23 protein-coding genes and 2 pseudogenes are annotated in these 23,814 nt (G+C 60.6%); 17 read left to right on the forward strand and 8 right to left on the reverse strand.

All coding sequences use genetic code 11. From position 1 onward, the window contains the following. Positions 1 to 327 precede the first annotated feature (327 nt). Together KGA98_RS25835 and gspG are read right to left on the reverse strand one after the other, a co-directional pair. Positions 328 to 1,515, reverse strand: a complete 1,188-nt coding sequence (locus KGA98_RS25835) for a type II secretion system F family protein (RefSeq protein ID WP_150814702.1) — start codon at positions 1,513 to 1,515, stop codon at positions 328 to 330. 14 nt (positions 1,516 to 1,529) lie between these two features. Continuing rightward, positions 1,530 to 1,964, reverse strand: coding sequence for a type II secretion system major pseudopilin GspG (gene gspG / locus KGA98_RS25840; RefSeq protein WP_057715501.1), 435 nt, complete (start codon positions 1,962 to 1,964; stop codon positions 1,530 to 1,532). A 195-nt stretch (positions 1,965 to 2,159) separates the two neighbouring features. On the opposite strand from gspG, the gene KGA98_RS25845 reads away from it, so the two are divergent. From KGA98_RS25845 to KGA98_RS25915, 15 genes and pseudogenes are all read left to right on the forward strand, one after another. Then, positions 2,160 to 2,768 (forward strand): transglycosylase SLT domain-containing protein, encoded by a 609-nt coding sequence (locus tag KGA98_RS25845; protein WP_102672815.1) that lies wholly within the window; start codon positions 2,160 to 2,162, stop codon positions 2,766 to 2,768. 470 nt (positions 2,769 to 3,238) lie between these two features. After that, positions 3,239 to 3,895 (forward strand): SCO family protein, encoded by a 657-nt coding sequence (locus tag KGA98_RS25850; protein WP_150814701.1) that lies wholly within the window; start codon positions 3,239 to 3,241, stop codon positions 3,893 to 3,895. After that, positions 3,883 to 4,250 (forward strand): annotated as a pseudogene (locus tag KGA98_RS25855) (hypothetical protein); the annotation flags it as partial. The gene KGA98_RS25850 and the pseudogene KGA98_RS25855, both read left to right, overlap by 13 nt. 9 nt (positions 4,251 to 4,259) lie before the next feature. Next, positions 4,260 to 5,810 carry an ABC transporter substrate-binding protein gene (locus KGA98_RS25860; RefSeq protein ID WP_150814699.1) on the forward strand — a complete coding sequence of 517 codons (1,551 nt, stop codon included), beginning with the start codon at positions 4,260 to 4,262 and terminating at the stop codon, positions 5,808 to 5,810. Between the two features lie 364 nt (positions 5,811 to 6,174). Further along, positions 6,175 to 6,708: a response regulator gene (locus KGA98_RS25865; RefSeq protein ID WP_150814698.1), complete on the forward strand. Its 534-nt coding sequence runs from the start codon at positions 6,175 to 6,177 to the stop codon at positions 6,706 to 6,708. Positions 6,709 to 6,791: 83 nt separating this feature from the next. Beyond that, a complete protein-coding gene (locus KGA98_RS25870) occupies positions 6,792 to 8,498 on the forward strand; it encodes a GspE/PulE family protein (RefSeq protein ID WP_150814697.1) in 1,707 nt (568 codons plus the stop codon). After that, positions 8,479 to 9,282: a hypothetical protein gene (locus KGA98_RS25875; protein ID WP_057715493.1), complete on the forward strand. Its 804-nt coding sequence runs from the start codon at positions 8,479 to 8,481 to the stop codon at positions 9,280 to 9,282. Before KGA98_RS25870 ends, KGA98_RS25875 begins: the two co-directional genes overlap by 20 nt. A gap of 1 nt (position 9,283) precedes the next feature. Next, a complete protein-coding gene (locus tag KGA98_RS25880; protein ID WP_057715492.1) occupies positions 9,284 to 9,829 on the forward strand; it encodes a PilN domain-containing protein in 546 nt (181 codons plus the stop codon). Beyond that, complete coding sequence (locus KGA98_RS25885) at positions 9,816 to 10,364, forward strand: GspMb/PilO family protein (RefSeq protein ID WP_150814696.1); 549 nt, start codon at positions 9,816 to 9,818, stop codon at positions 10,362 to 10,364. The genes KGA98_RS25880 and KGA98_RS25885 overlap by 14 nt, the downstream gene beginning before the upstream one ends. Beyond that, positions 10,364 to 10,882: a hypothetical protein gene (locus tag KGA98_RS25890; protein WP_150814695.1), complete on the forward strand. Its 519-nt coding sequence runs from the start codon at positions 10,364 to 10,366 to the stop codon at positions 10,880 to 10,882. The genes KGA98_RS25885 and KGA98_RS25890 overlap by 1 nt, the downstream gene beginning before the upstream one ends. Further along, positions 10,879 to 12,705 (forward strand): secretin N-terminal domain-containing protein, encoded by a 1,827-nt coding sequence (locus tag KGA98_RS25895; RefSeq protein WP_090454713.1) that lies wholly within the window; start codon positions 10,879 to 10,881, stop codon positions 12,703 to 12,705. Before KGA98_RS25890 ends, KGA98_RS25895 begins: the two co-directional genes overlap by 4 nt. 2 nt (positions 12,706 to 12,707) lie before the next feature. After that, on the forward strand, positions 12,708 to 13,181 hold the full coding sequence (locus KGA98_RS25900; protein WP_090454714.1) for a type II secretion system protein: 474 nt from the start codon (positions 12,708 to 12,710) through the stop codon (positions 13,179 to 13,181). Positions 13,182 to 13,185: 4 nt separating this feature from the next. Continuing rightward, positions 13,186 to 13,560, forward strand: coding sequence for a type II secretion system protein (locus KGA98_RS25905; protein WP_057715487.1), 375 nt, complete (start codon positions 13,186 to 13,188; stop codon positions 13,558 to 13,560). After that, positions 13,535 to 14,074 carry a type II secretion system protein gene (locus tag KGA98_RS25910; protein ID WP_150814694.1) on the forward strand — a complete coding sequence of 180 codons (540 nt, stop codon included), beginning with the start codon at positions 13,535 to 13,537 and terminating at the stop codon, positions 14,072 to 14,074. Before KGA98_RS25905 ends, KGA98_RS25910 begins: the two co-directional genes overlap by 26 nt. A gap of 901 nt (positions 14,075 to 14,975) precedes the next feature. After that, complete coding sequence (locus KGA98_RS25915; protein WP_150814693.1) at positions 14,976 to 15,299, forward strand: DUF6124 family protein; 324 nt, start codon at positions 14,976 to 14,978, stop codon at positions 15,297 to 15,299. Between the two features lie 168 nt (positions 15,300 to 15,467). Here KGA98_RS25915 and KGA98_RS25920 read toward each other — a convergent pair whose 3' ends face one another. Both KGA98_RS25920 and ppnN read right to left on the reverse strand, forming a co-directional pair. Further along, the gene (locus KGA98_RS25920) at positions 15,468 to 15,908 is read right to left on the reverse strand and encodes an NUDIX hydrolase (protein WP_150814692.1); all 441 of its coding nucleotides are present in this window, start codon (positions 15,906 to 15,908) and stop codon (positions 15,468 to 15,470) included. 89 nt (positions 15,909 to 15,997) lie between these two features. Beyond that, positions 15,998 to 17,371, reverse strand: coding sequence for a nucleotide 5'-monophosphate nucleosidase PpnN (ppnN, locus tag KGA98_RS25925; protein WP_057715483.1), 1,374 nt, complete (start codon positions 17,369 to 17,371; stop codon positions 15,998 to 16,000). A 233-nt stretch (positions 17,372 to 17,604) separates the two neighbouring features. Here ppnN and KGA98_RS25930 point away from each other — a divergent pair, with 233 nt between their 5' ends. Together KGA98_RS25930 and KGA98_RS25935 are read left to right on the forward strand one after the other, a co-directional pair. Then, entirely contained in the window at positions 17,605 to 18,132 is a 528-nt protein-coding gene (locus tag KGA98_RS25930) for a DUF3087 family protein (RefSeq protein WP_150814691.1), read from the forward strand. 82 nt (positions 18,133 to 18,214) lie between these two features. Then, entirely contained in the window at positions 18,215 to 19,759 is a 1,545-nt protein-coding gene (locus KGA98_RS25935) for a sensor domain-containing diguanylate cyclase (protein WP_102672566.1), read from the forward strand. A gap of 10 nt (positions 19,760 to 19,769) precedes the next feature. Here the strand turns inward: KGA98_RS25935 and KGA98_RS28595 are convergent. The 4 genes and pseudogenes from KGA98_RS28595 to dapA form a co-directional block, all read right to left on the reverse strand. After that, positions 19,770 to 20,391 (reverse strand): annotated as a pseudogene (locus KGA98_RS28595) (hypothetical protein). Positions 20,392 to 20,500: 109 nt separating this feature from the next. Next, positions 20,501 to 22,165, reverse strand: coding sequence for a condensation domain-containing protein (locus KGA98_RS25950; protein ID WP_218543901.1), 1,665 nt, complete (start codon positions 22,163 to 22,165; stop codon positions 20,501 to 20,503). Between the two features lie 191 nt (positions 22,166 to 22,356). Next, the gene (locus KGA98_RS25955) at positions 22,357 to 22,722 is read right to left on the reverse strand and encodes a DUF2784 domain-containing protein (protein ID WP_102672564.1); all 366 of its coding nucleotides are present in this window, start codon (positions 22,720 to 22,722) and stop codon (positions 22,357 to 22,359) included. Between the two features lie 60 nt (positions 22,723 to 22,782). Then, positions 22,783 to 23,658: a 4-hydroxy-tetrahydrodipicolinate synthase gene (gene dapA, locus KGA98_RS25960; RefSeq protein ID WP_150814972.1), complete on the reverse strand. Its 876-nt coding sequence runs from the start codon at positions 23,656 to 23,658 to the stop codon at positions 22,783 to 22,785. Between the last annotated feature and the right edge of the window lie 156 nt (positions 23,659 to 23,814).

Consider the following 23,814-nt stretch of genomic DNA (forward strand, 5'->3'; position numbering starts at 1 on the left):
CTTCCGCCACCGCCACCGCCGCCACCACCGCCACCGCTACCCCCATCCTTGGCCTGAGCACTGGAAACTCCAGACAGACTGTCCGGAATCAATACGGTAGACGCCGACAGAACCGCGCCAATAGCTACTGCCAGTAAAAGCTTATTGATGAGCATGTCGTTCTCCGTCCTGTAATTCAGATTGGAACCTTCATGAACAGTGCAATGTGCTGATTTTTCCCCGTGGGAACTTGATGAACAGTTCAGCGCACCGATTTATTCGGCGGGAACATTGAAAAAGAGTGCAGCGTTCAGCTGGACCCGCGTCTGAAGGGTCAGTTTCAAAGAGTCAGTGAATGCTCGAGGCCAGTTCAAAAATCGGGATGTACATCAGGATCACGATCACCCCGATCAACAGACCGATGAAGGTCATGAGCAAGGGTTCGAACAGCCGCACGAACCATTCGATCCAGCGGCTGATTTCTTCGTCGTAGAAGTCGGCGCTGCGCTCCATCATCTGCCCGAGGTTGCCGGACTGTTCGCCGGCTCGCAGCAGGCGCAGGGACACGGGGGTCACCAGGTGATTGAGTTCCAGCGCGGCAGAGAGTGATTGCCCCTCGCGCACCCGGTCGCAGGCCTGGTCCAGGCGCGTGCGGGAGGCGACGGTGAGCAGGCCACGGACCATGCCCATGGCGGTGACCAGGGGAATGCCGCCTTGCAGCAGAATCCCCAGTGAACGGTAGAAGCGCGCCAGTTCATACATGAAGATGCGCTGGTGCACCGCAGGGAGTTTTTCGATCAGGTGGTCCAGCCCCCGACGAAAGGCCGGCTGACGCTGAAGCAGGGTGAGGGCGACGATGATGGCCAACAAGCCACCGAAGAATTCACCCTGGTGGGCGTGCAGGAACATGCCGCTGCTCATCAGGATCTGCGACATCCAGGGCAGGTTCGACCCCAGTCCTTCAAACACCAGGCTGAAGCGCGGCACGACATACCCCATCAAAAACAAAACCACGCCACCGCCCACCACCAGCAACAGCAAGGGGTAGATCGACGCGCTGATGATCTTTTGGCGAACCTCGTCCATGCGTTGGCGATAGCTGACATAACGGCCCAGGGCATTGCCCACGGCGCCAGTCTTTTCACTGGACTGCACCAGCGCCACGTACAACGGGGGGAAAACCGCCGACAGCTGGCTCAGGGCCTGGGAAAACGATTTGCCCTCGTAAAGCAGGCGGACCAACTCGTTCAAGGTCTTGCGGGCCTGTGGCGCGTTTTCCTTTTCCGCCAGGCTTTCCAGGGCATCGATCAACGGCAGGCCGGCGTTGAGCAGGGTGGTCAGTTCCTGGCTGAACAACACCAGGTTGAACGTCTCGCGCTTGTGCAGGCGCAAGGCGCGCCAATGTCGTTCGGCGTGCAGGCTGACCACCCGCAGGCCCTGATCTTCGGCGATGCGCCTGGCTTCGCTGTGCCCCGGTGCCTCGACGGTCATCGAGACCACACCGGCCTTGCCGACAGCCTTGAGATGAAAGCGCATGGTCGCCATTCCCGTCAGTTCCAGTTGGTGACTTCGGCGTTCTCGCCTTCGCCACCGGGCTGCCCGTCCTTGCCCATGGACAACAGGTCGTACTCGCTGTTTTCACCGGGATAGCGATAGGCGTAGTTGCGGCCCCAGGGGTCTTGCGGGAGTTTTTTCTGCAGGTACGGGCCGGTCCAGCGCGGTTCGTCGGCGGGGGCGGTGACCAGCGCCTGCAAACCCTGTTCGGTGGACGGGTAATGGCCAACTTCCAGGCGGTAAAGGTCCAGGGCCTTGCTCAAGCCTTCTATCTGCGCCTTGGCCACTTTCACTTCGGAGCGGCCCAGTTGGGCGAAATACTTCGGCGCCACGATGCCGGCCAACAGCCCCAGTACCACCAGCACCACCAACAGTTCGAGCAAGGTGAACCCGCTTTGGGTTCGCCGGGCATAACACAGTCGCTGATTCATGATGACCTCATAACAGTCGGCAGCAGAGTTGCCATGTAGTTGCATGCAATTGCCATGCTCACGATTGCCGACCCTTGCGCGCCCCCTTGCTGCGGGCCTTCTCGCTTACGGCACAGTGCTTGCGTATGGCTGGTGCACGACTGGCCATTGGGGCAATACCCCCAATTTTCGGGGCCGGAAAGGGGAGGTATAACAATGAAGACACTCACCGCCGGATTGCTGGGTTTCCTTGTGTTGGCCAGCGCCGCACAGGCCGATGTGTTTGTTTCCGTGGACGCCAACGGCAGCTACGTCCTGTCCAATGTCCACCGCCCCGGACGCCACTATGAGCGGGTGATTCGTGAGCCCGATGCGCCGGTGGTCAGCCTCGATCAGCAACCGCAGATGATCGCCGCGCAACCCTATGCCGAGCTGGTGGCGGCGGCGGCCACGGCCAACGAACTGCCGGCGGCGCTGCTGCACGCAGTGATCAAGACCGAATCGAGCTACAACGCCCGCGCCACCTCACCCAAGGGCGCTCGCGGGCTGATGCAATTGATGCCCGCCACCGCCCGCGAAATGGGGGTGACCAATGTCTACGACCCCAAGGCCAACATCCAGGGTGGCGCCCGCTATCTCAAGCGCCTGATGACGATGTTCGACAACGATATCCGGCTTGCCGTGGCGGCCTACAACGCCGGCCCGCAAGCGGTGCTCAGCCGGGGCAACGTAGTCCCGCCGTTCGCCGAAACCCAGCGTTATGTGCCCAGTGTGCTGAACCAGTATCGGCGTTTGCAGGGGTTGCCCGCGGATGCGCCGCTGTGATCGAACACCCGGGGAAATTTCCCCAATAGTGGGGAATAGTGGCCCCGGCGAAAAAGTGGGGGGATTGGGTGGGGAATATCCCCCGACCAATCAAGTCGTGATCATAACAATCTGATTAATAAAGTATTTTTTTGTGGCATGCGGATTGCTCCGGACGATTTATCGAAGTGTTCCCCCGATAACCCGCAGCGAGGCCCGAGTCCATGATTGGCATATCCCACGCTTGGTCCTTGATTGATTTGCTTACCCCCCCTGTGGGAGCGAGCTTGCTCGCGATGACTGCTTTCCACTCGCCAACGATGTCGACTGTCAGTCCGCTATCGCGAGCAAGCTCGCTCCCACAACGGGGCGGGTAAGACAGGTACAGATCGGTAAAGAGGAATGTTGCTGAAAACAGGACCAACCCTTGTCCGGCGTCGTGCCGGAATTTCGGGTCAATCCCGGTGATACCCACTAACGAGGAAACCGACATGGACCGATTCGCGCATTGCGGCCTGCTGACGTTTTGCCTGTTGGCCTTCGGTATCGACCAGGCGCTGGCTCACTCGGCGGACGAGCACACCGGGCACGACATGGCGGCCAGCACCGCCAGCCCGGAGAACGCCCGGATCAGATTTGCCGACGTGGCCCTGCTGGACCAGAACGGCAAGGTCGTCAACCTGGAAAAAGACCTGGTCAGCAACAAAATCGTGGTCATGGGTTTCATTTACACCCGTTGCACCACGGTCTGCCCGGTGATGTCCTCGATCATGGGCAGGGTGCAGAAACAGTTGGGCGCGCGGGTCGGCACCGAGGTGCAATTGGTGTCCATCAGCATCGACCCACAGCATGATGATCCCCAACGCCTGAACGACTACGCCCGCACCTTCCAGAAAGGGCCGGGCTGGAGCTGGCTGACCGGTTCGCCGCAGGCGGTCGATGCCACCCTCAAGGGCCTGGGCGTCTACAGCGGTGACTTCGAGAATCACTCGCCACTGATTCTGGTGGGGGACGGCAACAACCGCTACTGGACCCGCTACTACGGTCTCACCGAACCGACAGAGCTGGCCCGGGCCGTCGAGAGGCTCAGAGGCGAACGCAACGCCCACGCCAAGCACACCGCCATCGCCATGGAGCACCAGCCATGAGCGCCATCGACAGGAAAACCTGCTTCCCCGACACACCCTTGCAGGACCAGAACGGCAGCACCTTTATCTCCCTTACCAGTGATCCGCTGCGCAACACGCCAGCGGTACTCAGGCTTGCACCTTGAAACAGGGCATCGATGGGCCCCACTGGTTTTTTCTTACCGAAGACAAGGTGCAAATGGACCTTGTATGGGGTCGCATCGACCAGATCGTGCCGACCCCCTTGCAGCACTCCACACGGTTGATCGTCGGTGACGCGGCGAACAGACGCTGGAGCAAAATCCGTCCCGCCGCCCCGGCCGCCGCCATTGCCCAGCGCTTGCAGTTGCTGACAATGCCCGTGGCCAGTCGCTGAGCCACGGCCATGAATACTGCCCTCGTCCTTGGCCTGCTGCTCTTCGGCAGCATCGCGCTCACCGCCCAGGCGCTGCCGCTGAGCCTCAGCGAAAGTGCCGGTAAACGGTTGTACCACGAAGGCGTGTCGGCCAGCGGCGAACCGATCATGGTCCGGGTCGGCGCAGCGGGCGTGCTGCTGCCGGCCACCCGCGTGCCGTGCGCCAATTGTCATGGCGAGGATGGCCTCGGGCGCCCGGAAGGCGAGGTGCGACCGCCGGACCTGCGCTGGTCGCGACTGGCCAGCAGCCAAGGCCAGCAGCACATCAACGGCCGCAGTTATCCGGCCTACAGCGAAATCACCCTGGCGCGGGCGGTGCAAGAGGGGCGCGACCCGGGCAACAATCGGCTCGATCCGACGATGCCACGGTTCGTGTTGTCGATGATCGACCAACGCAACCTCACGGCGTACCTCAAGCACCTGGCCGAAGACCGCGTTCCGGGACTGGCCCCCGACAGTCTGCACCTGGGTACGTTGTTGCCGGGTTCCGGCCCCTTGGGCGAGGAGGGCATCACGGTGGCAGCGGTGCTCAATGGCTGCGTGGCGCGCATCAACGAGGCGGGCGGAATTCATGGCCGGCAGTTGCGCCTGACCATCCTCGACCCCGGCGCCGACCGCGCCAGTGCCGAAAAGGCGCTGGACCGGTTGATCAATGAAGAGCAGGTGTTTGCCCTGATCGCACCGATGGCGCCGGCATTGGACCTGAACTTCGCCATGCGTCTGGAACAGGCCGGCATTCCCCTGATCGGGCCGCTGTCCTTGCAGGGCACGCTCCACACCAGCCCGCAGATATTCGAGCCACTGCCGGGCCTTCGCGACCAATTGATCGCCCTGGCCAACTACGCCAGTGCGAGCCTGCGGGTGCTTCAGGGGCCGACGCTGATCGCCTACCCGGACGAACCCGGCCAACGGCTGGCGGCGCAGGAGCTCGGCAAGTACTTGCAGGGGCACGCCTGGCAAAAGGTGCGCCTGCAAGCCTATGACCCGGCCGGGGATGATTTTCCCTTGGGGTCGCGCTCGGTGTTTTACCTGGGCAGCAGCAGCGGCTTCAGTCGTCTGGCCGAGCGTTTGCAAACGGCGGGGCAGGTGCCTTACCTGTTCGCCGCCTCGAACCAGGTGGCGGGCAATCTGATGCAGGTGCCCAGCGGATTTTCCCGACGGGTGTTCCTGGCCTATCCGTTCGTGCCCAGCGACTGGACTCAGGCTGGGCGCCTGGCCTTGACCCAGTTGCGCGAACACCAGGGCCTCGGTGGCCAGCATGCGGTGCTGCAAGTGGGCGCGTTCAGTTCGATGATGCTGCTCAGCGAAGGCATGAAGCAGGCCGGGCGCAATGCCAGTCGCGAGAAGCTGGTCAGGGCCCTGGAAGGCTTGCGTGACTTCGATACCGGGCTGACACCGCTGATCAGCTTTGGTCCGGGCCGGCGCCTGGGCTTGAGCGGTGCCCATATCGTCACGGTGGATCTGCCGGACCAGCGTTTCTATTTGGTCGCGCCCTATAAACCCATTGCTGCCACGCCCTGACCGGAGGCCGATCATGAAACTCGATACCGCCCGGTGCAGACGCTTCCACTGGCGAAACCGCAGGGCTACGCTTAACCGGGATGAGGGCGTCGGCGCCATTGCGCTCGCGCAATCGAATCGAACGGATTGCCGATCAATAGGGGGTTTCCCCAACAGTGGGGGGAAAAGTCCAGTGCCAATCACGTCGCTTTCCCCGTTTTTGGGGGATGGAACTGCGCTACGAAAAGGCATTGTTTTTTAAATTCAAGGACATGAAGTCTTCAAATTACCGGTGCCCAGCCTGGCATGAAGTGTGCGTTAGTCCTGTCAGGACGCGCACTCCGTCAGGTTCAAAATCCGGACCTGCGGTTTCAAGGAGTCCACCTTGTTGAATAAAGTACTGGTTGTTGATGACGAACAGTTGCTGGCGCAGAACCTCCAGGATTACCTGCAGGCGCAAGCACTGGAAGTCCGGATTGCCCACGACGGTGCGAAAGGAATCGCTGAAGCCGATGATTTCGCGCCCGATGTGATGGTGTTCGATTACCGCTTGCCCGATATGGAAGGCTTTCAGGTGCTCGATGCCGTCCGCCAGAACAGGAAGTGTCATTTCGTGCTGATCACAGGGCATCCAACCGCAGAGGTTTGCGAGCGGGCCCGGCAACTGGGCGTCAGCCATATCCTGTTCAAACCGTTTCCATTGGCGGAATTGGCCCGTGCCGTGCTTGATCTTCTGGGCAGGCAACGCGAACCCAAAGTGGGGGTGAGCACTTCCGAAGGCTTTGTCGAACGACGCCAGAGCAGGACCGAGAGTTTCCCGCTGCAGTTGTACGACGGTAGCTGGGTGCTGGCAGATCGCCGAAAAAGTACATCGGCCTCCAAGGCACCAGACGACGAACAGTTGCTCACCGGGGAGTAGTGGCGCGACAAGACGTTCCGGCCTCCGCCGAATGGCTCGCCGCGCCGACAGGGCCCAAAGCCCCGGGCGTAGGAGAGCAAGCCATGGACCGTCTATCCTTTGCCGTAGAACCGGCGCAACCGGAATGTTCACCGACTCGTTTTACCAGTGAGCAACTGGCCCAGGCCCGAGCCCTGGCCACCAGTTCCGGCGAGCGGATGCTGGACGCCCTGGGGCGGCTGTGCGCACTGGCTCCCATGCCTTTCATTCAATGCCTCGGCGTAACCCTGCACTACCCGGTGCTCGACACCGACAGCCTGTTCAATTCCACGCCGGTGTTCGACCGGGTGACCCTGGCCCAATGCCTCAAGCGCGAATTCACCCTGTTGCGTCACAACGATGCGGTCATCGGTGTGTTCGCCGACCCCTTCGACAGTGCACGCCTGGCCTGGATCGATGAGTGCCTGCAAGGCGCGCCGCTGTACCTGGTGCATGCCGATGACCTGAAGGCCTATCTGGCGCGTCACGAAGAAAGCTTCCATGCGGTGGAGTCGCTCAACGCCCAGAGCGACGCCGGCGCCGAAACCGATAACCTGCAAAGCCTGTCCCTGACCAGCATCAGCGAAGACTCCAGCGTCGTGGTCAAACTGGTCAACTCGACCCTGTACGACGCGCTGAAAATGCACGCCAGCGACATCCACCTCGGCACCACCGGCAGCGGCCTGGTGATCAAGTACCGGATCGACGGCGTGCTCAACAACATCAGCAAAATCCAGGGCAGCGAGTTCGCCGAGCAAGTTATTTCCCGGGTCAAGGTCATGGCCGAACTGGACATTGGCGAAAAACGCGTGCCCCAGGATGGTCGCTTCAAGATCGGCATCAGCGGCCGGCAGATCGACTTCCGGGTGTCGATCATGCCGAGCATTTTTGGCGAAGACGCGGTGCTGCGGGTACTCGACAAACAGGACCTGGCGGACAAGGTCTGTGGCGTGCAGTTGCAGGCCCTGGGCTTTGAAGAAGAAACCCTGCGCCAGCTGCGCCGGCTGGCCGCCGAACCCTACGGCATGGTGCTGGTAACCGGGCCGACCGGTAGCGGCAAGACCACCACCCTGTACGCGATGATCACCGAGATCAACCACGGCGTGGACAAGATCATCACTATTGAGGACCCGGTGGAATATCAACTGCCGGGCGTGCTGCAAATCCCCGTCAACGAGAAGAAAGGCCTGACCTTCGCCCGGGGCCTGCGCTCGATCCTGCGCCATGACCCGGACAAGATCATGGTCGGTGAAATCCGCGACCCGGACACCGCACAGATCGCCGTGCAATCGGCGCTCACCGGTCACCTGGTGTTCACCACCATTCACGCCAACAACGTGTTCGACGTCATCGGCCGTTTCACCCAGATGGAAATCGATCCCTACAGCCTGGTCTCGGCACTCAATGCCGTACTGGCCCAGCGTTTGATCCGCCTGGTCTGCACCAGTTGCAGCAGCCCCTACAGCCCGACGCAAGAAGAGCTGGAGGTCTCGGGGCTTGATCCGCAAAAGGTCGCTCACTACCGGTTCGTCCATGGCAAGGGCTGCGGACATTGCCGGGGCACCGGTTATCGCGGGCGTAGCGCAATTGCCGAGTTGCTGCACCTGGACGACGAATTGCGGCAAATGATCGTCGAGCGCCAACCCATTTCGAAAATCAAGGCGCACGCCTGCAAACGTGGCTTGCGCCTGTTGCGCGAGTCGGCGCTGGAGATGGTGGAACAAGGCCGGACGACTCTCGAGGAGATCAATCGTGTCACTTTTATCTCGTGAGCAATTTGTCGCCGTGCTCGGCGCAAGCGGTGTTGGCCTGGGGCAGCGGCAAGGTGCTGCAACCCACTGGCTGGGCAGCGTCGGCTACATTGACGAAGGCTTCCAGGCCTGGACGGTGGCCCTCGATACCCTCGACCGTTTGTTGGCCGAACACACCGTTGCCAGGGCGGAACTGACGGTGGTGATCTCCGGGCACTTCAGCCGCTATTGCCTGGTGCCCTGGAGTGAGCAGATCAGTAGCCCGGCCGAATTGCTCGGCTTCGCCCAACTGTGTTTCGAAGACCTCTACGGTGCCCCGACACAACCCTGGAGCCTGGTGCTCTCGGCCGAACCCGCCGGTTACGACCGCATCGCCACCGCGCTGCCACAGGACTTGCTCGAACGCCTGCGCGCCCTGGTCAGGGCTCGCGGTTTGCGCTTGCGTTCGGTGCAGCCGTACCTGATGACGGCGTTCAACCATTTCGACAAAAGCTTTGAGGCCGGGGATTTCCTGTTCGTGGTCGCCGAACCGGTGCGCAGCGTGTTGCTGCTGGCCAGGGAAGGGCGCTGGACCTCGGTGCGATCGGTGGGCAGCAGCGACAGCGATGCGGCGCTGACCGCGTTGATCGGTCGTGAACACCAGTTGCAGGCTTCCAGCAGCGAACGGCCGTTGAATGTCTACCTGCATGCACCGGCGCGCATCGATTCGCCTCCTGACGTGCCTGGTGTGCATCTGCGCACCCTCGAAGAAGACCGGACAGCCGTACGCGATTGCCTGTACCTCATGTCTCGGGCGGTGGCCTGACATGCGTCCCCTGATGCTCGACTTTCAGCCGCGCCGCCGTGCAGGCCCCTTGGGCTGGAGCCTGCTGGCCGGTGGCGTGGTGCTGACACTGACCTGCCTGCTGGTGCAACAGCACCTGAGCCACGAGGCCGAACAACAGCAAGGTCATCTGCAAATCACACAGCGAGTGCTCACCGGCGATACCGGCAGCAAGCTCAGCCTGACCCCGGCGCAAATTCGCGAGCAGGCGCATAACCTGGCGGAAATGCGCAAGGTCTCCCAGCAGTTGCGCCGCCCTTGGGAACGCCTGTTCGCCACCCTCGAAGCCATGCCGCGGGACAACATTGCCCTGCTGACCCTGACCCCGGACGCCCGCAAGGGCCAGGTGCGGATCAGCGCCGAAGCGCTGGACCTGGACGCCATGCTCGATTTCCACCGCCGTCTCGAAGCCAGCGACGAGCTGTCCGACGTATCGCTGCTGAGCCACGAAATTGTCGCCAACGTGCCGGAACACCCGGTGCAGTTCAACCTGTCGGCTACCTGGGAGATCGGCGATGCAAATCCATAAATTGATCGTCCACGAATACCTGCAAGGCCTGGGCGTTCCGGGGCTGGCAGGGATGGCCATGCTGGTGCTGGCGCTGAGCTATGGCCTGGTGGGGTTGCTGCCCGACTGGGAGTCGCTGCAAAGCCTCAGCCAGCAGACTCGCGAAGCCACCGAGTACCTGGCCAAGGTCGAAGACGGCAGCGTGGCCGCGCCGGTGGTGCCGCAGCGCCAGCTCGACGATTTTCGCAGCAAGTTGCCGTCCCAGCCCCAGGCCACCGTGGCCATCGACAAGATCTACGCCCTGGCTGCCCAGGAACGCATCACCTTGTCCCGGGGTGAATACTCCCTGGGCGTGGACCCCAAGACCCACCTGGCCCGTTATCAGATTCTGCTGCCGGTACGTGGCAGCTATCCGCAACTGCGGCGTTTCCTGCACGCCTTGCTCGGCCAGTTGCCGGCGGTGGTGCTCGAGGATGTGGAGCTACAGCGCAAGAATATCGCCGATACCGACCTGACCGGGCGGATCCGCATGACCCTTTACCTGTCGAGGTCATGATGAATACCAAACGAGTGTCGGGTTGGGTGGCGTTCTTCGGTGTGGCGGCAGCGCTCGCCTGGCTCCCCGAATACTTCAATCAGGCCGGCGACAGCGACCTTGCGGTGGCCACCGTGGCTACGCCAGCCAAGGGCAAGACCCCTGGCGCATCGACGGCTGCATCGAGCGCCGCTGCGCTGGCGCCGATCAAGGACCTGAGCCCGGCAGGCGACCTGTTCGCCGCCCGCAGCTGGATAGCGGCGCCGGCCCTTGGCACCGTCACTGAACAATCGGTAGTCGTTACTCCTGTGGTGCAAGTCCCCACTGCACCACCGTTGCCCTTCCAGTTTGTCGGCAGGCTGGATGACCGTTCCGATCTGCAGGTGTTTTTGCAGAGCGGCGAAAAAATATACGTCGTGCGCAAAGGGGATGTCATCGACGAAACCTGGCGGATCGAGCGGATTTCCGATAAGGAACTGAGCCTGGTCTACCTGCCTCTGCATTTGGCGCAGACCTTGTCTGTGGGGAGTACGGAATGAACAAATCCCGTTTGCTGATGAGCCTTTGTCTCTGCGCGGGGCTGGCCGCATGCAGTTCGGCGCAGGTTGCCAGGGATGAAGCTTCGGCCCTGATCGAATCGGGCCAATATGAAGCCGGTCTGGCGCGCATCGAAGAAGGATTGCGGGAAAACCCTCGCGATACCGAACTGCACATGGCTCTCAACAGCGGACGGGCCCGCGCCGTGACGGCGCTGCTGACCCAGGCCGACATGGACCGCACCCAGCGTAATTTCGCCGGGGCCCGCATGACTTACAGCCGGGTCTTGAACATCGAACCGAACAACCGTCGTGCCCAGGATTCCCTGCGCCAGCTCGACTACCTGCGCAGCATGGATGAGAAACTCGAACTGGCCCGTGGCGACCTGCGTCGCGGTGACATCTACGGTGCCGACCGCCAGGTCAGACAGATTCTCGAACTGGACCCGAAGAACGAAGGCGCCCTGGAACTGCAAGGCAGCATCCGCCTGGTGCAGAGCCGCAACGTGGTGCAGTACCCACAACTGCGCACGCGCCTTGACCGGCCGGTGACCCTGGAGTTTCGCGATGCCAACCTCAAGACCATTTTCGAAGTGCTGTCCCAGGTCGCCGGCCTGAACTTCATCTTCGACAAGGACCTGCGCCCGGACATGAAAGCCACGATCTTCGTACGTGACGTACGTATCGAAGACGCCGTGGATCTGCTGCTGCAACAGAACCAGCTGCATCAGAAAGTGGTCAATGAAAACACCGTGCTGATCTACCCGGACTCGCCGCAGAAACTCAAGGATTACCAGGAGCTGGTGATGCGCACCTTCTACCTGACCAGCATCGATGCCAACACGGCGTTGAACATGATCAAGACCATGCTCAAGACCCGCGACGTGTTCGTCGATGAGCGCCTCAACACCCTGACCATGCGCGATACCGGTGACGCTGTGCGCATGGCGGAAAAACTCCTGCAATCGCAGGACCAGTCCAACCCGGAAGTGGTGCTGGAAGTGGAAGTGATGGAAGTCGCCCGCCAGCGCATTCTCGACCTTGGCCTGCAATGGCCAAACACCTTCGGCGTGGTCAACAGCGACGGATCGGCGGTGACCCTTCTCGATCAGCTCAAGGGCATCAACTCCGGCCGCATCACGATCTCGCCATCGCCCCAGGCCAAGATCAATGCCCAGGACAAGGACATCAATACCCTGGCCAGCCCCGTGATTCGGGTCAGCAACCGCGAACAGGCGCGCATCCACATCGGTCAGCGCGTGCCGATCATCAGCGCCACCTCGGTGCCTTCGACCCAGGGCCCGGTGATCACCGAAAGCGTGACCTACCTCGACGTCGGTCTGAAGCTCGAAGTGCAGCCCATCGTGCACCTGAACAACGAAGTGGCGATCAAGATCGCGCTGGAAGTCAGTAACGCCACGCCGCTGACACCGACCGCTCAGGGCACCATTCCGGTCCAGGTCGATACCCGCAACGCCCAGACCACCTTGCGTCTGCATGACGGCGAAACCCAGATTCTCGCCGGTCTGGTGCGCGACGACCACGGCGCCACCGGCAACAAGATTCCCGGCCTTGGCGACATTCCCGGCCTGGGTCGCCTGTTCGGCAGCAACAGGGACGACGTCATCAAATCCGAACTGGTGCTGTCGATCACCCCGCGGATCGTGCGCAATCTGCCGTACCAGAGTCCGTCGGACATGGAATTCCCGACCGGTACCGAAACCAGCATGCACATCCAGGCACCGGACCGTTCGATGAGCACCACGGTTCAGGTCAACCCCATGACCGCCCCGATCGCCACTACCGTTACCGTCGGGAAGCCTTGATCATGAACGCCTCGCAACGCGGTTTTACCCTGGTCGAAGTCGTGGTGACGCTCGCCCTGGTCGGCCTGCTGGCCGGCATGGCCGCACCGCTGACCGAGACCGTGGTGCGTCGGGGCAAAGAGCAGGACCTGCGAACCGCGCTGTACCAGATCCGCGATGCCATCGACGCTTACAAACAAGCTTTCGACGCGGGCTACATCGAGAAGTCGCTCGATAGCAGCGGCTACCCGCCGAACCTGCAAGTACTGGTCGAGGGTGTGCGTGACACGCGCAGTGCAAAGGGCGCCAAGTTCTACTTCCTGCGGCGTATCCCCCGTGACCCGCTGGCAGCCGTCAAGCGTGACGACGAGGGCGGCTGGGGCCTGCGTTCCTATGACAGTTCGGCTGAGAACCCGCGCGAGGGCCAGGACGTCTTTGACGTTTACTCCAAGGCCCGCGGCAAGGGCCTCAATGGCATCGCCTACCGAGAGTGGTGAGCATATGCGTCGGCAAAAGGGCTTTACCCTGATTGAACTGATGGTGGTCATGGCAATCATCGCGACCCTGATGACGATCGCCTTGCCACGCTACTTCAGCAGCCTGGAAGCTTCCAAAGAGACCACCTTGCATCAGAGCCTGTCGTCCATGCGCGAGGCGCTGGATCATTACTATGGAGACACCGGGCGTTATCCCGATTCCATCGAGCAGCTGGTCGAACTGCGCTACCTGCGCAACCAGCCGCTGGACCCGATTGCCGAGCGCAAGGACACCTGGGTCATAGTCGCGCCACCGGATGGCGTGGCGGGCGGGGTGGCTGATATCAAGAGTGGGGCCAGCGGGAGGGCGCGTGATGGCAGCCTGTATTCCGAGTGGTAAATCTTCGAACCAGGACGGTTTCACCTATCTGGGTGTGCTGTTTCTGGTCGTCGTGCTGGGCATGGGCCTGGCCAGTGCCGGCGAGTTGTGGGCCACCGCTGCGCGCCGCGATCGCGAAAACCAGTTGCTCTGGGTCGGTACGCAATATGCCCAGGCGCTGCGCAGCTATTACCGCAGTTCGCCCGGTATGGCCCAGTATCCGAAAGAACTCAAGGACCTGTTGCAGGACGAGCGTTTTCCGTCGGCCAGGCATCATCTGCGACAGTTGTACCCGGAGCCGATGACAGGTGGCGAATGGGAGCTGATGCGTGATTTCGACGGGCGGATCAGCGGTGTGTACTGCCCGTCCGAGCAGAAGCCGCTCAAGCAAGAGAACTTTCCCAGCCAGTGGGCGGACTTCAAAGGCATGGCCAGCTACAAGGACTGGCAGTTCGTGGCCGAGAAAGTCTCCCTCGAAGGCACCGACGGGCCGCCGAAAGCACAGTCCACTGAACCTCAGGCATTGCAGCCTTGAACCTTCAGCCAACACATTTCCGCCAAATGTACCCGGTCCAATTGTGGGAGCGGGCTTGCTCGCGAAGGCGGCCTGACAGCCGACCTGTCTTTTGTTGACCGTGTACATATCCATTGCTGCGGTAACGGCTGCTTATGGTTTCGCCCTTACGGCGAGTCCCTTTTGGCAAACGCCCCAAAAGGAACCAAAAGGTCTCGCCCCTTACGTACGGCCCCTCGCTGAGGCTCGGGGTTCCTTCGCTCCGGCATTCATCCGGGGGCATCGCCCTCCGGTTGGCTTCGCTGGCACCTACATGCGATGTGTTCGACTGCGTCGAACGGCGCTGCGCGCCAATCCCCGGATGAACACCTCCGCTCAGCCTGCCGAGGGGGCGGGTGGATCAAGATCAAAAGCTGCAGGCGAGCTAACGCTCGGCCTGATGAGTGGTGAAGAGCGTGGGGGTACGGGGCCCTGCTTTTGCTCTGCTCTTCTGTGGGAGCGAGCTTGCTCGCGATGGCGGTCTTACAACCAACGATAATCCTTTGGCTCACACCACAGGAATTTGTGGATGTCAGAGGCGGCTGTAGGACCAGGAGTGAGGCTACACCGCCTTGCGTCGTTGCCTACAACTACGCCAGAATCCGCCGGCTTGTGGGCCTTGGACCCTGATTCTATCGTTGCCGGGTCGCTGCAAATTCAGCGATCGGGTTTCGCAGCCCAGGTTAATCAAGGCGCTCAGCGCCACCGTTTCCTTGCAGTTGGCGCTTTTGTTCGCCCACTGTTTTGCGTTATGGCGGCTGTGCGCGGGAGACTTTCGGGTCTGCCGGGTTCCTTGATTCCCGGTCTGCGAACCCGCGTATGGCCGCCACCTTCTTCGCTTCGCAGCGAATTGTGGCGGCTCCATCAATCAAGGAGCTTCGTCATGGTCAAACCCACACCCAATCCCCCCGAATCAAAAGCCGATACCAGTCAGCGTGCATCAACTATCCACCTGAAACCTGCCATCCTCAAAAGCATCGCCCCCCACAATCCCAGCACGATGTTCGTCATCGCCCCGAACATCGACACCGAAACCCTGTTGGCCCACGCCTGTGAATCGCTGGCTTCAGCAAGCGTGATGGCGACTGATTTCGCCACGTTTCTGGACGGCCCGCAACGCAGCATGCTGTTGGGTATCCAGCAGGTGATCATGCTGGCGGACCTGGCGGTCAACCGCGCTCTGGATAATGTTGCCCCATTGGACTAAACACAGAACCTTTGTGGCGAGGGGGCTTGCCCCCGTTGGGCTGCGTAGCGGCCCCAAAATCAGGCAATGCGGTTTTTCAGGCTGACCGCGCTGAATGGATTTGCGACTGCTGCGCAGCCGAACGGGGGCAAGCCCCCTCGCCACAGGTGTTGTGTTCGCTTGCACGCTTCAGGCGTTTTCCAGCATCGTGATCAACTGCTCCGGCCACACCGTTTCTCGGGTCTCTTGCAGCTCTGCCACCGACCACCATTTATGGTCAGCCATTACCCGGACTTCGTTAGCCGTCCATCCCTCACGGGACAGGTGTTCACTGTCGGTATGAACCACGAAATAGCGCTCAACGGACAACACCGTTTCGCCGCTTGGCAGCATCATCGGAAAACTGCGTTCTGCAACGCTCGGACCCACCGTGTCGATGCGTAAACCCGTCTCTTCAAACAGTTCACGAACCGCCGCAACCTCAAAGGATTCACCCTGTTCAAGCCCCCCACCGGGTGTCGCCCAGTGGCTTTGGCCAGCGAGGGCATCGTTTTTGTGTTGGAAGTGAAACAGCAGAACCTGTTGCGAGGGATTGATCACCAGCAGTCTGGCGGAATTACGTTGGCGCATTTTTTTCTTTCCATAGAGTGCCGCGAACCGCAGCTTTCACTGCGGCTCGCGACGGTAAAGCTCATGTCGGCGTTATTACACCGAAAGGGTTATGCCACCACCCGATAACACGGCACATACGCCGCGCCGCCCGGCAGTTTCATCCGGTGTTGGGCGACGAAGGCTTTGAGCAGCAGGTCCAGCGGTTGCATGATCGCCGCGTCGCCACGGATCTGGTACGGCCCGTGTTCTTCGATCAGGCGGATGCCCTTGTCCTTGACGTTGCCGGCGACGATGCCGGAGAACGCGCGGCGCAGGTTCGCTGCCAGTTCGTGGGACGGCAGGTCGAGGCTCAGTTTCAGGTTGGCCATGTTTTCGTGGGTCGGGTCGAACGGGCGCTGGAAGCCTTCGTCGATTTTCAGCAGCCAGTTGAAGTGGAACGCGTCGTTGCGCTCGCGGCGGAACTGCTTGACCGCCTTGAGGCCCTGGGTCATCTGCCGCGCCACTTCGGCCGGGTCATCGATGATGATCTGGTAGTGCTGCTTGGCGGTTTCGCCCAGGGTCGCACCGACGAATGCGTCCAGTTGTTCCAGGTACGGCGCGGCGTGTTTCGGCCCGGTGAGGATGACCGGGAAGGGCAGGCCTTCATTGCCCGGGTGCATCAGGATGCCCAGCAGGTACAGGAACTCTTCGGCCGTACCGGCGCCGCCCGGGAAGATGATGATGCCGTGGCCGACGCGGACGAAGGCTTCCAGGCGTTTTTCGATGTCCGGCAGGATCACCAGTTCGTTGACGATCGGGTTCGGCGCCTCGGCGGCGATGATTCCGGGTTCGGTCAGGCCCAGGTAGCGGCCGCCGTGGATGCGTTGCTTGGCGTGGGCGATGGTGGCGCCTTTCATCGGGCCTTTCATCACGCCGGGGCCGCAACCGGTGCAGATGTCCAGGCTGCGCAGGCCCAGTTCGTGGCCGACTTTCTTGGTGTATTTGTATTCTTCGGTGTTGATCGAGTGCCCGCCCCAGCACACCACGATCTTCGGCTCGACGCCAGGGCGCAGGGTGCGGGCGTTGCGCAGCAGGTGGAAGACGTAATCGCTGATGCCCTGGGAGCTGCTCAGGTCGATGCGTTGGCTGTCGAGTTCGTTTTCGGTGTAGACGATGTCACGCAGGGCGCTGAACAGCATTTCCCGGGTGCTGGCGATCATTTCACCGTCGACGAAGGCGTCGGCCGGGGCGTTCAGCAGTTCCAGGCGCACGCCACGGTCCTGCTGGTGAATGCGGATTTCAAAATCCTTGTAGGCTTCAAGGATGGTCTTGGCGTTGTCGACATGGGCGCCGGTGTTGAGGATGGCCAGGGCGCACTGGCGGAAGAGGGTGTAGGTGCTGCCGGAACCGGCTTCGCTCAATTGCTGGACTTCCCGTTGCGAGAGTGTTTCCAGGCTGCCTTTGGGACTGACGGAGGCGTTGATAACTTGGCGTTGGGTCATTCAATGATCCTTAAAACGATGTCATTCACACAACAACAACGAATGGCATCCGAATAATGTGTATTCATGAAAGAAGATGGCACGAACTGCGCTGTCTCGCCATGTCCCTGCTTGACGATGAAAAGATGAAAAGGAGCCCCAGCATAGCTAAATCCCGCGCAGAGGCGATAATGGCCCGCAGTCTTTTTGCCTCAGACCCCTTTTTACCATTGAAGCTCAGGAAACCCGACGCAATGTTCGAAATCCAGCCGATGAACGCCCAGACCTACCGGCAACAGACCCGGCGCAGCACGGTCATCATTGCCCTGATCTTTCTGGCGTTGGCGATGGTGCTGTCCACGGCGGCGGTGGCTCTGTTCGGCACGCCGGGAGGCGACAATCTGCGCTTCAATGCCGGTGGCGTGTTCGTTGCGGTGCTGGCGATGGCAGCGTTGATGCGCAAGGTGTTCTGGCGCCAGGAATGGATGGCGCCGGCGGTCTACAGTTGGCAACTCAAGCGCAGCCTGATGAGCGTTACCAATGTCATGCATCATGTAACGACGGCCGTGGAAAAGGGCGATTCGGTTGCGATGAAGCTGTTGCGTTTCTACCATTTGGGGTTGAACCAGATGCATCAACTCGATGGCAACTCCAGCGACCACGGCCAGTTGCTCCGCGAAATGGATCAGCACAAGGAACGAATGCAAGCGCTGGGCATCGACACCGAACAGACGCGGCTGGATCCGGCGTGGCTGGAGGCGGTAAAGCAGGCGTCGCGCTAACATCATTGCGAGCCTGTATCAGGCATAGTGCAAAAGAGGCGATCAGGAAGTATCGCCCTGTCACAGACAATCAGGGAGCACCATGGGACATCCATCGATCAACGATCATATTGAAATGCTCCGGCCAGCCGTGCCCCGGCTCAAGGTCCGCTCGGCGGTGATCCTGCTGCTCGCAGTGTGCCTGTCGATGGTGGCTATCGTGATCTGGGAAGCCTGGAGCTCGCGCCAGTACTACCTGCATGACAAGGAAGTGACGATGTCCAACCTTGCGCAGACCCTGGCATCGCAAGCGCAGGCAACGATCAAGCAGGCCGACACACTGTTGTTCACCCTGGTCGATCGGCTGGAGCACGAGGGTGTGGATCAATCCCGGCTGCCGGCATTGCTCAATGCCCAGCGCAGTGAGTTGAGTCAGCTCCATGGCGTGTTCGTTTTCGACGAAAAAGGGCAATGGATCGCCAATTCCAACGGCGCCGGCCAAACCGGCGTCAACAATTCCGACCGCGAATACTTCACCTTCCATCGCGATAACCCCAGTCGTGGGCCGCACATCGGGCCGTCGATCAAGAGCCGTTCGAGCGGTGAATGGATCATGACGGTTTCGCGCCGGGTCAATCATCCCGACGGCAGCTTTGCCGGGGTGGCGGTGGCGACGATTTACCTCAGCCATTTCCTGCAGCTCTACGACAGTATCGACATGGGCAGTAACGGCGTGATCAACCTGATCGCCGACAATGCCAGCATTGTCATTCGCAGACCCTTCAAGGAGGCGGACATCGGCACCAGCCTCGCCAAGAGCCCGTTGTTCACCCAGTTGTTGCCCAAGGGCGACGCGGGTACGGCGACGATCAGGTCGATCATCGACGGTGTCGAGCGGGTGATAGGGTATCGCCGGGTCGAGGGTTATCCGCTGATCGTTTTTACCGCGTTGAACAAGGATGAAGTGCTCGGCAGCTGGCGCAAGGAGACGCTGCTCAGCACCGGCATCGTCACGCTGTTGCTGGGTTTTCTCGGGGTATTGGGGTTTCGGCTTATCAAACTGATGAAACAGCAGAACCTGGTGCAGGTCGAGTTGCTGGACACCCAGGACAAGCTCCTGGAGGTCAATCGCAACCTCGAAGGCCTGGCCCTGAAGGACGCGCTGACGGGGCTGGCCAACCGCCGTCAGCTCGACGCTTTCATCGATGCCGAAATGGGCCGTGCCCGACGCAGCCAGTCCGAATTGGCGCTGTTGATGATTGATGTCGACCATTTCAAACCGTTCAACGACCGCTACGGCCACCTGGCCGGTGACGAGTGTTTGCGCAAGGTCAGTGCGATCATCACGGACAGCATCAAGCGTCCCGGTGACCTGGCCGCCCGCTATGGTGGCGAAGAGTTTGCCGTGGTGCTGCCCGGCAGCGACTATGTGGGGGCATTTCTGGTGGCGGAGAAAATCCGCCGTGCGGTACTGCAGGCCGACATTGCCCACAGTGACAGCCCGGAAGGCACCGTGACTGTCAGTGTCGGCGTCTGTGCCAGCAATGCCGCGTCCCCGGTCCGCCCCGAAGACCTGATTGGTGCGGCAGACAAGGCGCTGTACGTGGCCAAGGCCAGTGGGCGAAACATGAGCGTGATCGCCAACTGAACGTCGGGCGTCAGACAAACCGGTCCGTTCCCTGGACCAGTCGGGTAGCCAGGTACGATTTCTTCAGCTGCTCCAGCCACCAGCCCAGGGCGCGACCGTCATGGTCGCCACGCCAACCGGCATACAGGATGTTCGGCTCTCGCGGGTCGGCCATTGGCTTTTCAACCAGCGTGCCGTTTTTCAGCAGTGAGCCGGTTCCTTAGCAGCCAGCCCACCACCAGTGCATTGCACTTGGCGAGGATTTTTGCGCGCATTGTCCGCGCGGCCTTCGCGCAGGGCCTCCCCAGGCTCCTTTGAGCACTTCCTGGGTTATGCGCAGCGATACGCCGGATTGTGCAGTGCGTCGAGTTCGTCGATCACCGGAATCAAGGTCTCGAACTCCAGCAGTTCGTCGGTGACGATCCACAAGCGGCTCTCCCAGCCATAGGCGACTTGCTGGACCTGTTGGGTCGGGCGCGAGACGTCCTGCATCAGCCGCGCCGCTTAGTTGACCAGCAGCTCGCCTGCCGGGGTCAGTTGCAAACGGTAGCGGCGGCGGTCGACGGCGCTTTGCCCAGGTGTGCCGCCGCCCGCGACAGGTTGCCGGTTTCGCGGATGGCCTCGAGCAGCGCCGGGTCTTCTGTCGACAGCATGTGCAAAATTCTTGAGGGGCCATACGGTATCTACAGAAGAATATGCGTTCCCTGTGTTCCGTATGCGGCAATAAAGATCGCGACCATCCCCACAAGGGCCACTACGCGATTATTGCTGCAACCCGGTTGCCTGGTTACCGGTGCCTTCCTGGTTGAAGTTGGTGCTGTCGCCGACAAGTACGCCGGGTGGGATGGCAAGTAACTCATTCAATACCTGCTTGAAACTGACCAACAGGGCTTGCACACAATCTTCAGAAATGGCGTCACGGTAGTAGGAAAGACTTCCGACCAATCCGCTTTCGGTACGAAGTGTGTTAAGCGAAACATCGGTCTTGATCCCGCTGGATGGAACCCCGATACCGTGGAGCTGTGATGTGCCTAATTGGCGCTGCCGCGAGGGATAGTTATGGTGGTTATACCAATAGGGAAATCGGGAGCCGTAAGCGACAGCGCGGGGCGAGCAGTGCGCCTCAAAAATATGCGGCGGCAGCATGGCGTGGCCATAGGCATCCAACACGCAATGGTTGACCTGCTCCAGCAGCAACAGAGAAGGAGACCATTCACAAAGCCGGGGGCGAATCACCATGGGGTGAACAAAATACCCCACTACCGGCTCCAGGGCCGCGTCGGTCCGGTTGGCTACTGGAGAGCGTACGTAGAGGTCGATCGTGCCTGTGTTTCTGGCGAGAGAAACCAAGAACGCAGTGAGGATAACGGTATAAAGGCTGAAGCCTGTTCGGCTGCACAATTGCGCGATTGCGGGGTATTGCGCATCCAGGTTGAGCGGTAGAACGGCACTGCGATAGGTAAATTGCCGAGGCCGCTCAATAGCGCCGCGCAGTGGAAAGGGTTCGGGCAGTTGTTTCAGTGTCTCTTGCCAAAAATCGTTATGTCTATCCAGCAGGTTTTCAGCCAAACGTTGATGTTGGGCATCGGTATAATCTGCGTATTGCAGGCAGTATTTGGCTTTGTCAGGCACGCCGGTGGCGAGTAATGACTGATAGTGCGCGCAAAGCTGGTCCATCAGTACCGCACCTGACCAGCCATCGAATGCAATGTGATGGGCAGTGATGATCAGCACGTCGTCAGTCCCTTGGCATTCAAGGTAGGTTGCCCGGATCAACGGTGGATGTTTCAGGTCAAAAGCGGTCACTGTTTCTTCAGCGATCAGATCTGTCACGGTTCGGCTGATATCGCTTTCAAGCGCCAGGTTTATCAGGTGAAAAGGCAACGGGAACTCATCCAGGGCGTGTTGTGAACGACGCCACTGATCGTGAGCGTTGAATTCGAAACTGCAACGTAACGCCGGTTGCTGTTCAAGTACGGCGCCGAAGGCTTCGCGAACCCTGGCCACTGAACATTCGCCGCGAATGTAAAACGCCAGCACCACATTTTCCAGATAGGCTGGGGTTTCGTTGGGCTTTTCAAGGATCTCGCGTTGAGCCAGTCCGGGCGTATCTTCACCTTCTCGCTTGCGCCAGACGTGGGCGTCCAGCAATAGGCTGTTTTCACTACCCTGGCGTGCGCTGCCGTTGAGCAGCCTCGTCTGCTGAGCCAGCGTCGGATGGTCGAAAATATCTTTGGGGGGCAGGTCAACATTGAACAGGTTGGCAATTTTGCCAAGCAGCATCATGACCGACAGGGAAGTCGCGCCGCATTCAAAAAAATGGCTGTCGGCCGAGATGGCCTGGTGGTTGAGGATTTCTTTCCAGATAGCTCGTAATCGATCGAATGTCGAAGCGTCGCCAGTGACTGACGGTGTGGTGCGACTCATGATGCCCCCTTTGCAGTTTAAATTTTCCGTAATAGGGGGGGTACTGTTGACGATTGTAGATGGATTGTTAAGTCGGATTTTTCCTGCGTTTTCAGCTCCTTTTCCATTTATCGAGTGAGTCGGTTCCTACAAATTAATCACCCGATTCAACTCTTTGCTCTGGAAAGGGAGCGGCCGCAGACTGCGATCCTTCAGAGGCACTTCCATTTCCTGAACACTCGAAGATAAACCAGCACATTGAGTGCCAGTACCACAGCGGCCAGCCACAGTTGAATAGCCGGCGTCAGCCCCGCCGGGTAAATCACCGGCCAAATGTAATGCTCGATGAATCCTCCGCCATAGCCGGTTTGCCCGGCGTCATGGCGCATGCGGTTTTCCCAGTCGGTCAGCGGGCAGGGCAGGTGGAAGAACTCCACCGCCATACCCCACAGCGCGGCCGGTGGGTGCCACCAGATCAGGTGGCGCCATTTGAGCACCAGCAACCCGCCGAACAACACAAACACGATGAACAGCAAGTGAAACAGCATCAGCCCGTCGGCGGCGATTCGGTACAGCATGTCGGTGCCCCTGAAGGCTGAACGAATCGCTCCATGTTACTCGGGCCGCAGGCCGTTGCTCTATCGATTGTCGCGGCCCAATGCGCTGAGTACACCCTTCAAACGCTCGGTCATCGGTTCACTGCTGCGTTGCATGGGCGCGCGCAGTTCGTCACCGATCAAGCCTTGCAGGGCCAGTGCGGTTTTCACCGGGGCCGGGTTGGGCTCCAGGAACAGGCTGTTGATCAGTGGCAGCAAACGGAAAAACGTGGCGCGGCCTTCGGCCAATTGGTTGTCGCGGATTTGCCGGTGCAACTGCACGAACAGTTCGGGATGGACATGCGCCGACGCGGCAATCGCACCTTTGGCGCCCAGGCACAGGGCATTGAAGATCTGGTTGTCTTCGCCGCACAGCACGTCGACAAGGCCGCTGTTGAGCAAGGCGAGGGTGTTGGAAAAATTACCGCCGCAATCCTTGATGGCGACGATCCGCTCGTGGGCGACGATGTTGAGCAGGGTCGCCTGTTCGAAGGCCACGCCGGTACGGTATGGGATGTCGTAGAGAATCAGCGGTACGCTGGAGGCATCGGCGACCGTGCGGAAAAACGCTTCGAGGCCGGCCTGGGAAGGGCGGATGTAATACGGTGCCGGCACCAGCAGGCCAGCCACCGGGCGCTTGAGGATCTCGCTCTGGAACTGCAACAACTCGGTCAGGTTGTTACCGGCCAGGCCCATGACCACCTGTTGCGCCGGCGCCAGTTCCAGCACCGCATCGAGCACCGCCAGTTGCTCATGCTTGCCCATCGCCGCCGGTTCGCCGGTGGTGCCGCAAACGATGAGACCGTCGACACCTTTTTCCAGCAGATGGCTGACCAGCCGGCGCAAGCCGACAAAATCGATGGCGCCGTTGTGGAATGGTGTGACCAGTGGAACCCAGATACCTTGAAACGCTGACATGCACTTTCTCCTGATGGTTGACCGATTTCGTCACCGTCAGGGGCATGGAAGGAGAGTAAGCAAGGGGAGGGTGGTCCGTCGCGCTCAATGTCCTGTCAGCTCATCTGACGGGACAGCGCGCCCCGGTCACATGAGCGACTGTTTCTTCGATTTGAG

Origin of the sequence: Pseudomonas sp. BF-R-24 (assembly GCF_019947335.1) — a bacterium.
Classification (GTDB): domain Bacteria; phylum Pseudomonadota; class Gammaproteobacteria; order Pseudomonadales; family Pseudomonadaceae; genus Aquipseudomonas; species Aquipseudomonas jessenii.